Origin of the sequence: Streptomyces sp. NPDC097617, assembly GCF_044761485.1 — a bacterium.
Taxonomy (GTDB): Bacteria; Actinomycetota; Actinomycetes; order Streptomycetales; family Streptomycetaceae; genus Streptomyces.
Genome location: NZ_JBIWCL010000001.1, coordinates 650,340 through 662,686 on the forward strand (window position 1 = coordinate 650,340; position 12,347 = coordinate 662,686).

The following is a 12,347-nucleotide window of genomic DNA, read 5'->3' on the forward strand; positions in this document are numbered from 1 at the left end:
GCACGCACGGCGAACACGAAGAACGCCTCAGGGCGGCATCCGGAAGTCCGGGTGCCGCCCTGAGGCGCATGGGGGGCTTGGGGGCTACGCCCAGGGCCTAGTAGGCGCTGTTGACGTTGTCCATGGAGCCGTAGCGGTCGGCCGCGTAGTTGCAGGCGGCGACGATGTTGGCGACCGGGTCGTACTGGTCGAACTTCGTGCCCTTGACGTGGTACGTCTTGAAGGTCGGAAGGATGACCTGGAGCAGACCCTTGCTGGGGATACCGTTCTGGGCGTTGATGTCCCAGTTGTTGATCGCCATCGGGTTACCGCTGGACTCGCGCATGACGTTCTTGTGGATTCCGGCGTACGTGCCCGGAATGCCCTCCTTCTTCATGATGAAGAGGGCTTCCTTGATCCAACCGTCGAGGTTGTTCGCGAAGACCGGGGTGCGGGCGGCGGACCGGCTGGCGGCCGCCTTGTCCGCGCGGGCCTTCTTCGCCGCGGCCTCGGCCTTGACCTTGGCGTCCGCGTCGGCCTTGGTCTTCGCCGCGTCGGCCTTGGCCTTCACCGCGGCGGCGGCGGCCTTCGCGTTGGCGGTGGCGATGACGTGCTGTGCGGAGAGGTGGCCCTGCAGCGTCTTCGTCTGCGCGCCGTTGACGGCCTGGGACCAGGCGACGGGGGCGGCGGTGACGACCTCGGCCTCGGTGCCGGCGTTGGCCGGGGCGAGGGAGAAGGCGACGGCGGCGGCGCTCAGCGTGGCGACACCGGCGATGGACAGCTTGTGTGCCTTCGTCAGGCGACTGTGACCAGGGGTGCGGGAAGCAGACATGGCGGGGCAACCTCTTCGAATAGCGGGAGTCGCAGGAAGGCGCTTTGTGGATCCGGGGGATCCGCGGTGCTGTGCGACGGGAGCAATTCTTAGCGGCGGCAAAAACCTGTGGCAAAGGTGTGACGTACGATCCCGCTTAGTGGATCACGCGGCTGCGCGGAGGCCCGATTTCGGGCCCCGGCGCTAGGTGGGACAGTGCTGACAGGGTCTTTATTCGTCCACTAGGGAGCTTCGTAAGTGATGTGGGTCCTATGTGCGGGGTCACATCGGGCATGCAGCGGTTTCACTGTGCGTTGCTTCAGCAATGCGAATGGTTACGGCTCTCATCCTTGAGTAGCAGATGGACGTCCCCGAACTCGTGCCAGAGGCAGAGACGGGCCAGTGCCTCGGCATACCCGAGCCGTACGGCGTCCCGCCCCGCGACCGCCTCCAGCATCAGCAGATGGGACGCCTCGGGCTCGTGCAGCCCGGTCAGCAGCCCGTCCACCACCCGCACCCCGCGCTCCGGGGTCACCACCAGGTCGGTCCACCCGGCGGCCGGACGCACCCGCCCCCCTTCGTCCGCGGCCGACTCCAGGGCCCGTACCGCCGTGGTCCCCACCGCGATCACCCTCCCTCCGCCGGCCCGCGCGGCGTTCACCAGCCCCGCCGTCGCGGGGGGCACCTCGTACCGTTCCGGGTAGGGCGGCTCGTGCGCCTCCTGCGAGGCCACCCCGGTGTGCAGGACCAGCGGGGCGAACTGCACCCCCCGGCTCACCAGCCGCGCCACCAGCTCCGCGGTGAAGGGCCGGCCCCCGCTGCTCGGCCGGAATCCGGGCCAGCAAATGCATAGGTATGTCCGTTATATATAGACCGTCTTCCCGGAGGGCCCGCCGCCCGCTCACCGCCCGGCTCCCACGGCCCCCGAGGCCGCCGCCGCGCCCGCCCCCGAGGCCGCCGCCCCCGCCGCCAGCTCCTGCGCCGTGTACCGCCCGCTCGGCAGCCCCCGCTCCACCAGCCGCAGCAGCGTCGGCGCCACCTCCTGAGGCGCCGGCAGCCCCGCCAGGTCCTCCCCGGGCTCGGCCGCCGCCATCATCCGCGTCCGCATCGAACCCGGGTCCACCCACCACACCCTCAGCTGCGGCTCCTCCACCGCCAGCACGGCCGACATCAGATCCCCCGCCGCCTTGGTCGCCCCGTACGCCCCCCCACGTCGCGTACGCCACCACCGCCGCGTCCGAGCTGATGTTCAGCACCGCCCCGGTCTCCGCCGCCCGCAACAACTCCAGACCCTCCTGGACCAGCCCCAGCGGCCCCACCACATTGACCTCGAAGGCCGCGCGCAGCCCGACCAGCGGATGATCCGCCAGCGCCACCAACGGCTCGGCCCCGAGCACCCCCGCGTTGTTCACCAGCAGATCCAGCCCGCCCAGCTCCCGCGCCGCCGCCACCAGCGCGGCCCGGTGCCCGGCCGAGGACACGTCCCCGGCCACCGCCACCACCCTCGCCCCGGCCGCCCGCTCCAGCCCGGCCGCGGCCTCCTCCAGCGCCGCCGCACCCCGCGCGCTCAGCACCAGGTCCCAGCCGCGCACGGCCAGCTCCCCGGCCAGGGCCCGGCCGAGCCCCCTGGACGCCCCCGTCACGATCGCCACCGACAGGACAGCACCTTCGCCTTCCGTCCCGATCAGCAGATGCCCCCAACCTAGGAATGCCCCGGCCCCCGCCGCGTCGGCCGAGAGCCCCACCCCCGTACGTCCCTTGGACCTACGTCCACAGCCCGATCCCGCAGGTCACGGGCCCGGGTACGGTGAGGCCATGACCGGTAGCCCCCCGCCCGGCGGGCCCCCCAGCGGCCTGGCCGCCGTGAGCACGGCACTGCTCGCCATGAGCCGCCGCCTGGAGGTCCGCGACGTCCTGCGCACGATCGTCGTGTCCGCCCGCCGGCTCCTGGACGCCGAGTACGCGGCCCTGGGCGTCCCGGACGACCACGGCGGCTTCGCCCAGTTCGTCGTGGACGGCGTCAGCCCCGAGCAGTGGCGCAGCATCGGCCCGCTGCCGCGCCAGCACGGCATCCTCGCGGCGATGCTCCACGAGGGAGGCCCCGAGCGACTGGCCGACGTACGCGAGGACCCGCGCTTCGAGGGCTGGCCGTCCGCCCACCCCGACATGTCCGACTTCCTCGGCATGCCGGTGCGCGACGGCGAGGAGACCCTCGCCGCGCTCTTCCTCGCGAACAAGCGGCCCGGCGCGCCCGGCGGCGGGCACGGTTTCACCGACCAGGACCAGGAGCTCCTCTCCCTCCTCGCCCAGCACGCCGCGATCGCCCTCACCAACGCCAGGCTCTACGAGCGCAGCCGCGAGCTCACCATCGCCGAGGAGCGCTCCCGGCTCGCCCACGAGCTGCACGACGCCGTCAGCCAGAAGCTCTTCTCGCTGCGCCTCACCGCCCAGGCCGCCGCCGCCCTCGTCGACCGCGACCCGGCCCGCGCCAAGGGCGAGCTCCAGCAGGTGGCGGCCCTGGCCGCGGAGGCCGCCGACGAACTGCGCGCCGCCGTGACCGAGCTGCGCCCGGCCGCGCTGGACGAGGACGGACTCGTCGCCACCCTGCGTACGCACGTCCACGTACTCGACCGCGCCCACGCCGCGCACGTCACCTTCACCTGCGACGGCGTACGGGCGCTGCCCGCGACCCAGGAGGAAGCGCTGCTCCGGGTCGCCCAGGAGGCCCTGCACAACGCCCTGCGCCACTCGGACGGCGACCGCGTCGAGGTGACCCTGAGCCGTGCGCCCTCCGGAGGCGCGGTCCTCGGGGTCCTCGACAACGGCAAGGGCTTCGACCCCCGGACCGTCCGCCGCGCGGGCCGGCACCTGGGCCTGGTCTCCATGCGGGACCGCGCGAGCGGCGTCGGCGGCCGGCTCACCGTGCACTCGGAGCCCGGTCGGGGCACCACGATCGAGATGGAGGTCCCCGGTGGCTGACAGCACCGGCCGCGGCGGCGGCATTCGAGTCCTGCTGGTCGACGACCACCAGGTGGTCCGGCGGGGCCTGCGCACCTTCCTGGAGGTTCAGGAGGACATCGAGGTGGTCGGCGAGGCCTCCGACGGCGAGGAGGGCATCGCCCGCGCCGAGGAGCTGCGGCCCGACGTGATCCTCATGGACATCAAGATGCCGGGCACCGACGGCATCGGGGCGCTGCGCAGGCTGCGCGAGCTGGCGAACCCGGCCCGGGTGCTGATCGTCACCAGCTTCACGGAGCAGCGGAGCGTGGTCCCCGCCCTGCGGGCCGGGGCGGCGGGCTACGTCTACAAGGACATCGACCCCGACGCACTGGCCGGCGCCATCCGCTCCGTCCACGCGGGCCACGTGCTGCTCCAGCCGGAGGTGGCGGTGGCCCTGCTCTCCCAGGACGACCAGGGATCTTACGCGGGCCGACCGGGCTCGCTGACCGACCGTGAGCGCGAGGTCCTGGGCCTGATCGCCGACGGACGCTCCAACCGCGAGATCGCCCGGGCCCTGGTGCTGTCCGAGAAGACCGTCAAGACGCACGTCTCGAACATCCTGATGAAGTTGGACCTTTCCGACCGGACCCAGGCCGCATTGTGGGCGGTCAGGCACGGAATCGCCGACTGATCAGAGGCATATCGGATCGTCTCGGTTCCGGAATGAGATTCATACGGTCGGGTGTATGTAGCCCACATGGCGTATCCGGATCGGGGGGCGGGCCGTTCTCCAGTGCGTGCCGCGGCGGCTGGTCGCGGCAGACGTACTGGAGGACGAGAACGTGAAGAACTTCAAGAAGGCCGCAGCCGTCACCATGATCGCGGGCGGCCTCCTCGCCGCCGGCGCGGGTGTCTCCTCGGCGCACGGCGGTGCGTCGGCGGAGGGCGAGGCCCTGAACTCGCCGGGCGTGGTCTCCGGGAACCAGGTCCAGGTCCCCGTGCACATCCCCGTGAACGTGGTCGGCAACACCGTCAATGTGATCGGCCTGCTCAACGGCGCCTTCGGCAACACCGGCGTGAACGCCTGACCCCCGCCCCACCCTTTCGGCCCCGCTTCCCCACCTCTCCCTGGGAAGCGGGGCCGTTTGCCGATGTCAGCCCGATGTAAGCCCGACGTAAGTCCCGCCGACGTTTCGGGAGCGGGGTCGGTCCGGGGCGGAGCCCCGAAAAGCCCGGGGCAGCCGACGCGGCCCGGGCTCACCCCAGCTCGCGCGCCTCAACGGCCGAGTTGTACGCCGCCACGAGCGCCCGCCGGGCCACCCGCTCGACCGGCCGCAACGCCTCCGCCCGCGCCGCCATCTCCGAAGCGGCCACCGCACCCCCGTGCCCGTTCTCGTACGCCAGCGACACCATCAGGTCCACCCGCTGCGCCAGGGCCAGCACCCGCACCGCACGCGCCGGATACCCCGGAGCCAGCGCTTCCCGCCCGGCCTCCGCCCGCGCCCGGTACGCCGACAGGGCCGCGTCCGCCACCGGCCCGGAGCCCGCCACGTCCAGCCGGGTCAGCACCTCGGTCGCCTCGCCCAGCGCCTCCGCCAGCTCCCGCTCCGCCTCGCCCAGCGAGGGCACGTCCGCCGGCGGGGCCTCCCGTACCGGCAGTACGTGCCAGGTCACCGAGACGTGGACGTCCCCGGCCGGGCCGGCCTCGGACACCTCCGGCACCAGGCCCAGCGCCGCGCCCACCGCGACAACCGCCTCCTCCGCCTCCAGCGCCCGCGCATTGAACTCCGGCGGCCCGCTCAGGCCCAGCGGATGCCCCGGCGCGGGCAACGCGACCCGCAGTCCCGTCACCCCCAGGGCCCTCAGCCGCCCGAGCGCCAGGGTGAGCCCGACGGGGCCCGCCTCACCCGGCAGCCCCTCCACCCGGTGCACGGCGTCCTCGCCCACGATCGACAACACGGCCTCGTCGGGCGAGACCAGACCGGCCAGCAGTGCGTTCCCCCAGGCGGCCAAGCGCCCTGAACGTGGTTCGAAAAGCATCCCCCTACTTTACGGATCGGCCCCGGCACCGGGCCCCGGCCCCGGACCCCACCCGCAGTGGCGTAGGTTTTCCCCTGGGGCTGCGTCCACCGGGCGCACAGAGAACCGTGACTGCAAGGGGTGACAACACGCTCATGAGCGATGTTCTGGAGCTGGTGGACGTATCCGTGGTCCGCGAGGGCCGGGCTCTGGTGGACCAGGTCTCCTGGTCGGTGAAGGAGGGGGAGCGCTGGGTGATCCTCGGCCCCAACGGCGCCGGCAAGACCACACTGCTGAACCTCGCCTCCAGCTACCTCTTCCCCACCAAGGGCAGCGCCACCATCCTCGGCAGCACCCTCGGCAAGGTGGACGTGTTCGAGCTGCGCCCCCGCATCGGTGTCGCGGGCATCGCGATGGCCGACAAGCTGCCCAAGCGGCAGACCGTCCTGCAGACCGTCCTCACCGCCGCCTACGGCATGACGGCGACCTGGCAGGAGGAGTACGAGGACGTCGACGAGCAGCGCGCCCGCGCCTTCCTCGACCGCCTCGGCATGACCGACTACCTCGACCGCAAGTTCGGCACCCTCTCCGAGGGCGAGCGCAAGCGCACCCTGATCGCCCGCGCGCTGATGACCGACCCCGAGCTGCTGCTCCTCGACGAGCCCGCCGCCGGTCTGGACCTCGGCGGCCGCGAGGACCTCGTACGCCGCCTCGGCCGGCTGGCCCGCGACCCGCTCGCCCCGTCGATGGTCATGGTCACGCACCACGTCGAGGAGATCGCCCCCGGATTCACCCATGTCCTGATGATCCGTCAGGGCAAGGTCGTCACGGCGGGTCCGATCGACCTCGAACTGACCTCCCGCAACCTCTCCCTCTGCTTCGGCCTCCCGCTGGTGGTCGAGCGCAACGGGAGCGACCGCTGGACCGCCCAGGGCCTTCCCCTCGGCTAGGCCTTCGGCCGGGCCCGTCGCTCACGGGCCCCGCACCCTGTCCCGACCGCGTCCACCGGACCTACCATGACCATGTGGACATCGACGCGTGGCTTTGGTGGCTCATCGGCGCGGTCGGACTGGGCATCCCCCTCGTCCTGACCGCCATGCCGGAGTTCGGCATGTTCGCCGTCGGCGCGGTCGCGGCCGCCGTCACGGCGGCCCTCGGCGGGGGAGTGGTGGCCCAAGTCCTGGTCTTCGTCATCGTGTCGGTCGCGCTCCTCGCCGTCGTACGGCCGATCGCCAACCGCCACCGCGACCAGCGCCCCCAACACCGCAGCGGAATCGACGCCTTGAGGGGCAGAACCGCGGTCGTCCTGGAACGGGTCGACGGCAGCGGCGGCCGCATCAAGCTCGCCGGCGAGGTCTGGTCCGCGCGCACCCTCGACACGGACACCAGCTTCGAGCCCGGCCAGTCCGTCGACGTCGTGGAGATCGACGGGGCGACCGCCGTCGTGATGTGACAAGCAGCCTGCTCGCGGCCCCCGGGTCTGCGAGACTCCGATCAACGGGGCAGCACAGACAGCCGGAAGGGCACGGGGAACCGCATGCAACCGATCATCATCGTCCTGATCATTCTGGTGGTTCTGGTCTTCATCGCACTGGTCAAGACGATCCAGGTGATCCCGCAGGCCAGCGCCGCCATCGTCGAGCGGTTCGGCCGCTACACCCGCACCCTCAACGCGGGCCTCAACATCGTCGTCCCGTTCATCGACTCGATCCGCAACCGGATCGACCTCCGCGAACAGGTCGTCCCGTTCCCGCCGCAGCCCGTCATCACCCAGGACAACCTGGTCGTCAACATCGACACCGTCATCTACTACCAGGTGACCGACGCGCGGGCAGCGACCTACGAAGTGGCCAGCTACATCCAGGCCATCGAACAGCTCACCGTCACCACGTTGCGCAACATCATCGGTGGCATGGACCTGGAGCGGACCCTCACCTCCCGTGAGGAGATCAATGCGGCCCTGCGCGGCGTCCTCGACGAGGCCACCGGCAAGTGGGGCATCCGCGTCAACCGCGTCGAGCTCAAGGCCATCGAGCCGCCGACCTCCATCCAGGACTCGATGGAGAAGCAGATGCGCGCCGACCGCGACAAGCGCGCCGCGATCCTCCAGGCCGAAGGTGTCCGGCAGTCCGAGATCCTGCGCGCCGAGGGTGAGAAGCAGTCCTCCATCCTCCGCGCCGAGGGTGACGCCAAGGCCGCCGCCCTGCGCGCCGAGGGTGAGGCACAGGCCATCCGCACGGTGTTCGAGTCCATCCACGCCGGTGACGCCGACCAGAAGCTCCTCGCCTACCAGTACCTCCAGATGCTCCCGAAGCTCGCCGAAGGCGACGCCAACAAGCTCTGGATCGTGCCGAGCGAGATCGGCGACGCACTCAAGGGCCTCTCCGGCGCCATGGGCAACTTCGGCCCCATGGGTGGCGGTTCGGGCTTCAATCCGGGCAATTCCGGCAAGGAAGGCGGCGGCATCCCGGCCGCACGCGACAAGGACGGCGCGGAACGCCGCGAACAACCCCCCATCGACTGAGCGGCCACCCCTTCCTGCATGATCAGTGAGGCCCCTCGACCTTCATGGCGGGGAGGCGACTCACTCATGCAAAGGGGATGGCACCGTCCATGTCCATCTGGGAATCACTCGCGATCCTCGCCGCCGGCATCGGCGCGGGCACGATCAACACCATCGTCGGCTCCGGCACCCTGATCACCTTCCCGGTGCTGCTCGCCACCGGCCTGCCCCCGGTCACCGCCAACGTGTCCAACACCCTCGGCCTGGTGCCCGGTTCGATCAGCGGCGCCATCGGCTACCGCAAGGAACTCCAGGGGCAGCGCGCCCGCATCCTGCGGCTCGGCTCCGTGTCCCTCGTCGGCGGACTCGCGGGCGCGGTCCTGCTCCTCACCCTGCCGTCCGACTCCTTCGACACGATCGTGCCCGTCCTGATCGGACTGGCCCTCGTCCTCGTCGTCCTCCAGCCCCGGCTCGCCGCCGCGCTGCGCCGACGCCAGGAAGCCGCCGGAGGCGACACCGGCCACCCCGACGGCGGACCGACCCTGCTCGGCGGCATGCTGCTCGCCAGCGCGTACGGGGGCTACTTCGGCGCCGCGCAGGGCGTGCTCTACCTCGGCCTGATGGGCCTGCTGCTCCGCGACGATCTGCAACGCATCAACGCCGTCAAGAACGTCCTGGCCGCTCTGGTGAACGGCGTCGCGGCCGTCGTCTTCCTGTTCGTCGCCGAGTTCGACTGGACGGCCGTCGTCCTCATCGCCGTCGGCTCCACCATCGGCGGCCAGATCGGCGCCAAGGTCGGCCGCCGCCTCTCACCGACCGTGCTGCGCGCGATCATCGTGACGGTCGGCCTCCTCGCCATCGTCCAGCTCCTCGTCGGCTGAGCGACGTAGGTCGACTACGCCGCCCAACGCATCCGAGGCCACCGAACACAGGGGATCCGCCCAGCCGGAACTAGGCGGAACGCTCCAGCCACTCCGGGAGAGCCTCCCGCCCCGCCACCCCCAACGCCAGCAGCATCGCGTCCGCGGGCGACGGCACGAACGGCCGGCGCAGCAGCGGCATCCCCGCCTCCTCCGGAGTCCGGGCGGCCTTGCGGTGGTTGTCCTCGGCGCAGGAGGCCACCGTGTTCAGCCAGGTGTCCCCACCCCCCTGGGCCCGCGGCAGTACGTGGTCCACGGTCGTCGCGCGCTTCCCGCAGTACGCGCAACGGTGCTGGTCCCGGACCAACACCCCCCTCCGCGACCAGGGAGCATGTCTTCGGAAGGGCACCCTGACGTACCTGCAGAGCCTGATCACCCGGGGCATCGGAAGATCCATGGTGGCCGCGCGCACACGCAGCTCGGGGTGCGACTGTTCGACCACGGCCTTGTCCTGGAGCACCAGGACCACAGCCCGATTCAGGGTCACCGTCGACAGCGGCTCGAAGCTCGCATTCAGCACCAGCGTGTCCCGCATCTCGCCCACCTCCCGTGTGCAGGCCCGCGACCACAGCGGCGGCAGGGCCCGCAACCACTCTGGCCGCGCGCGCCACGCGGGACAACGCAATAAAAATGCCCGGTCCTGGCCTTCTTTAGACCAGGACCGGGCAAACGCTCGGAGAACGATCAGCCGACGGGCGCCTCGTACTCACCGATCAGCTGGGCCCGCCCCAACGTGTGGAAACGCAGATTGAAGCCGACCAGGGCGGGCGAGACATCCGCCCCCGGACCGAGCTTCGCCCGATCCACCGCGTACACGGTGAACACGTACCGGTGCCGCTCCCCGGCGGGAGGCGCCGCCCCGCCGAAGTCGCTGGACCCGTAGTCGTTGCGCACGTGCACGGCCCCGGCCGGCAGACCCTCGAACTTCCCGCTGCCCGCCCCGGACGGCAGCTCGGTGACCGAGGCCGGAAGATCGAAGAGAACCCAGTGCCAGAACCCGCTGCCCGTCGGCGCGTCCGGGTCGAAGCACGTCACGGCGAAGCTCTTCGTCCCCTCCGGGAACCCCTCCCACCGCAACCGCGGCGAGCCGTTCCCACCCGAGTACACCTGCGCCTCGCCCAGATCGGCACCGGGTTCGAGGTCCTCACTCGTCACGGTGAAGGCGTGCACCTCGGGGTGGAAGTCGTGCGGAAGAGGCGCCCTGCTCTGCTCGGTCACCGCTGACCCTCCTGTATCGCTCGCGGATACGTCCGAGCCTGGAACCGGCTAGAACCAGTTGCGCTGCGAACCCACCGACGCGATCCACTGGTTCAGGTAGGCCGCCCAGTCCGTGTCCTGGTACGAGTGCAGACCCACCTGGAAGCAGCGGTAGGTGTCACTGCCCTCGGTGAACAGACCGGGCTTCTTGTCCATCTCCAGAACGACGTCCATCTCCCGGCCGTCGGAGATGAAGGTGAGCTCGACCTGGTGCAGCCCGCGGTACTGCGACGGCGGCAGGAACTCGATCTCCTGGTAGAAGGGGAGCGACTGGCGCGTCCCACGGATGTGCCCGCGCTCCATGTCCGCGCTGCGGAAGCTGAAGCCGAGCTGCCGGAAGGCGTCGAGGATCGCCTGCTGCGCCGGCACCGGGTGCACGTTGATCGCGTCGAGGTCGCCCGCGTCCACCGCACGCGCGATCTCCAGCTCGGTGCTGACCCCGATGTTCATCCCGTGCAGGTGCTGGCCCCCGAAGTGGGTGATCGGCGTCTCCCACGGGATCTCCAGCCCGAAGGGCACCACGTGCAGCGCACCGGGCTGCACCTTGAAGGCACCGCCCAGACTCTGCTTGGTGAAGACGATGTTCTGCTTGTACTCCTGGTCGCTGCCCTCGACCTCGACCTTTGCCTGCAGCCCGACGGACAGCCCCTCGATCTGCTGCTCCACGGATCCGCCCTGGATCCGTACCTCGCCCTGGACGATCCCGCCCGGTACGACGTTCGGCTCGGTGATGACGGTGTCCACCGAAGCACCACCGGCACCGAGGCTCGCGAACAGCTTCTTGAAGCCCATGCTCTAACTCCCCTTGAAGGATCTGGCGACTACGCCGCTACTACCCCATATCAACGCGGAACCTCAGGCCCCGGTTGCAGGAGTACACGTTCCACTACGCTCGACCGGATGAGCGCGCGCCCTGACCGTACGCCCCTGCCCAGGTCCTTCTTCGACCGCCCGGTCCTCACCGTGGCCCCGGACCTCCTCGGCCGCACCCTCGTCCGCCGCACGGCGGACGGCCCCCTCGAGCTGCGCATCACGGAGGTGGAGGCCTACGAGGGCGCGTCCGACCCGGGCTCGCACGCCTACCGCGGCCGCACCGCCCGCAACGCGTCGATGTTCGGCCCGCCCGGACACGCCTACGTCTACTTCATCTATGGCATGTGGTTCAGCTTGAACCTGGTGTGCGGCCCACCGGGCCATGCGAGCGGGGTGCTGCTGCGAGCGGGCGAGGTAACGGTGGGCGCCGAGCTGGCCGCTAAACGTCGGGTTTCAGCCAGAAAACCGAGAGAACTGGCCAAGGGGCCGGCCCGCCTGGCCACAGCCCTGGACGTGGACCGCTCCCTCGACGGCACCGACCTCTGCGCGGGCCCCGATTCCCCCTTGTCCCTCCTCGCCGGCACCCCGACCTCGGAGGCCCGGGTCAGCAGCGGCCCGCGTACGGGAGTCGGCGGAGCCGGCGCGGCCCACCCGTACCGCTTCTGGCTCACCGACGACCCGACGGTGAGCCCGTACCACGCCCACGCACCACGCCGCCGCTCAACTTGACTCGACCTTGCCGGACGCCTAACGTAGCCCGAGCCGCTTGAACGGGGCACTGCTGTCGGCAGACACCCAGAGCGGCCAACCCACACCTACGACTTACCCCTGGCGGGGTTCTATTCGGCATGCCCGAATTCCTGGCCAGTGGCTCGATTATGAGCCGCAAGGGAAAAGCGCTAAAGTGGTGGAACGCCGAAAGGCAAAGACCCCCAACGGTCACTGAATTCAAATCAAGCCGGAAACGGCGCGGAAATGATCTGGTAGAGTTGGAAACGCAAGAACAGAACGAAAGCCCGGAGGAAAGCCCGAGAGGGTGAGTACAAAGGAAGCGTCCGTTCCTTGAGAACTCAACAGCGTGCCAAAAATCAACGCCAAAAGTTGA

Annotated in this window: 13 protein-coding genes and 2 pseudogenes; 8 read left to right on the forward strand and 7 right to left on the reverse strand. The window is 70.6% G+C overall.

What is annotated here, in order from left to right; all coding sequences use genetic code 11:
- Positions 1-97: 97 nt before the first annotated feature.
- The 3 genes and pseudogenes from ACIQZO_RS03120 to ACIQZO_RS03130 form a co-directional block, all read right to left on the reverse strand.
- On the reverse strand, positions 98-811 hold the full coding sequence (locus ACIQZO_RS03120; protein WP_403619104.1) for a transglycosylase SLT domain-containing protein: 714 nt from the start codon (positions 809-811) through the stop codon (positions 98-100).
- A 298-nt stretch (positions 812-1,109) separates the two neighbouring features.
- Positions 1,110-1,610 (reverse strand): annotated as a pseudogene (locus tag ACIQZO_RS03125) (S-adenosylmethionine:tRNA ribosyltransferase-isomerase); the annotation flags it as partial.
- Between the two features lie 81 nt (positions 1,611-1,691).
- Positions 1,692-2,448, reverse strand: a pseudogene (locus ACIQZO_RS03130) (SDR family NAD(P)-dependent oxidoreductase).
- Between the two features lie 157 nt (positions 2,449-2,605).
- On the opposite strand from ACIQZO_RS03130, the gene ACIQZO_RS03135 reads away from it, so the two are divergent.
- From ACIQZO_RS03135 to ACIQZO_RS03145, 3 genes are all read left to right on the forward strand, one after another.
- Positions 2,606-3,769 carry a GAF domain-containing sensor histidine kinase gene (locus ACIQZO_RS03135; protein ID WP_403619106.1) on the forward strand — a complete coding sequence of 388 codons (1,164 nt, stop codon included), beginning with the start codon at positions 2,606-2,608 and terminating at the stop codon, positions 3,767-3,769.
- On the forward strand, positions 3,762-4,421 hold the full coding sequence (locus ACIQZO_RS03140) for a response regulator (protein ID WP_403619109.1): 660 nt from the start codon (positions 3,762-3,764) through the stop codon (positions 4,419-4,421). The genes ACIQZO_RS03135 and ACIQZO_RS03140 overlap by 8 nt, the downstream gene beginning before the upstream one ends.
- Before the next feature lie 151 nt (positions 4,422-4,572).
- Positions 4,573-4,818, forward strand: coding sequence for a chaplin (locus ACIQZO_RS03145; protein ID WP_323181233.1), 246 nt, complete (start codon positions 4,573-4,575; stop codon positions 4,816-4,818).
- A 169-nt stretch (positions 4,819-4,987) separates the two neighbouring features.
- Here ACIQZO_RS03145 and ACIQZO_RS03150 read toward each other — a convergent pair whose 3' ends face one another.
- Positions 4,988-5,770 carry a hypothetical protein gene (locus ACIQZO_RS03150; RefSeq protein WP_403619112.1) on the reverse strand — a complete coding sequence of 261 codons (783 nt, stop codon included), beginning with the start codon at positions 5,768-5,770 and terminating at the stop codon, positions 4,988-4,990.
- Between the two features lie 134 nt (positions 5,771-5,904).
- Here ACIQZO_RS03150 and ACIQZO_RS03155 point away from each other — a divergent pair, with 134 nt between their 5' ends.
- The 4 genes from ACIQZO_RS03155 (at position 5,905) to ACIQZO_RS03170 (ending at position 9,133) form a co-directional block, all read left to right on the forward strand.
- Positions 5,905-6,699 carry an ABC transporter ATP-binding protein gene (locus ACIQZO_RS03155; protein WP_393851221.1) on the forward strand — a complete coding sequence of 265 codons (795 nt, stop codon included), beginning with the start codon at positions 5,905-5,907 and terminating at the stop codon, positions 6,697-6,699.
- A gap of 74 nt (positions 6,700-6,773) precedes the next feature.
- The gene (locus ACIQZO_RS03160) at positions 6,774-7,202 is read left to right on the forward strand and encodes an NfeD family protein (RefSeq protein ID WP_403619116.1); all 429 of its coding nucleotides are present in this window, start codon (positions 6,774-6,776) and stop codon (positions 7,200-7,202) included.
- Positions 7,203-7,286: 84 nt separating this feature from the next.
- Positions 7,287-8,273: an SPFH domain-containing protein gene (locus ACIQZO_RS03165; protein ID WP_403619119.1), complete on the forward strand. Its 987-nt coding sequence runs from the start codon at positions 7,287-7,289 to the stop codon at positions 8,271-8,273.
- 89 nt (positions 8,274-8,362) lie between these two features.
- The gene (locus tag ACIQZO_RS03170; RefSeq protein WP_403619122.1) at positions 8,363-9,133 is read left to right on the forward strand and encodes a sulfite exporter TauE/SafE family protein; all 771 of its coding nucleotides are present in this window, start codon (positions 8,363-8,365) and stop codon (positions 9,131-9,133) included.
- 70 nt (positions 9,134-9,203) lie between these two features.
- Here ACIQZO_RS03170 and ACIQZO_RS03175 read toward each other — a convergent pair whose 3' ends face one another.
- The 3 genes from ACIQZO_RS03175 to ACIQZO_RS03185 all read right to left on the reverse strand — a co-directional run bounded on the left by ACIQZO_RS03175 (position 9,204) and on the right by ACIQZO_RS03185 (position 11,221).
- Positions 9,204-9,707 (reverse strand): HNH endonuclease, encoded by a 504-nt coding sequence (locus ACIQZO_RS03175; RefSeq protein WP_301372004.1) that lies wholly within the window; start codon positions 9,705-9,707, stop codon positions 9,204-9,206.
- A 149-nt stretch (positions 9,708-9,856) separates the two neighbouring features.
- On the reverse strand, positions 9,857-10,390 hold the full coding sequence (locus ACIQZO_RS03180) for a YbhB/YbcL family Raf kinase inhibitor-like protein (protein ID WP_403619125.1): 534 nt from the start codon (positions 10,388-10,390) through the stop codon (positions 9,857-9,859).
- A gap of 48 nt (positions 10,391-10,438) precedes the next feature.
- Entirely contained in the window at positions 10,439-11,221 is a 783-nt protein-coding gene (locus ACIQZO_RS03185) for a sporulation protein (protein ID WP_403619128.1), read from the reverse strand.
- A gap of 108 nt (positions 11,222-11,329) precedes the next feature.
- On the opposite strand from ACIQZO_RS03185, the gene ACIQZO_RS03190 reads away from it, so the two are divergent.
- Complete coding sequence (locus ACIQZO_RS03190; RefSeq protein ID WP_403619131.1) at positions 11,330-11,971, forward strand: DNA-3-methyladenine glycosylase; 642 nt, start codon at positions 11,330-11,332, stop codon at positions 11,969-11,971.
- Positions 11,972-12,347: the final 376 nt, after the last annotated feature.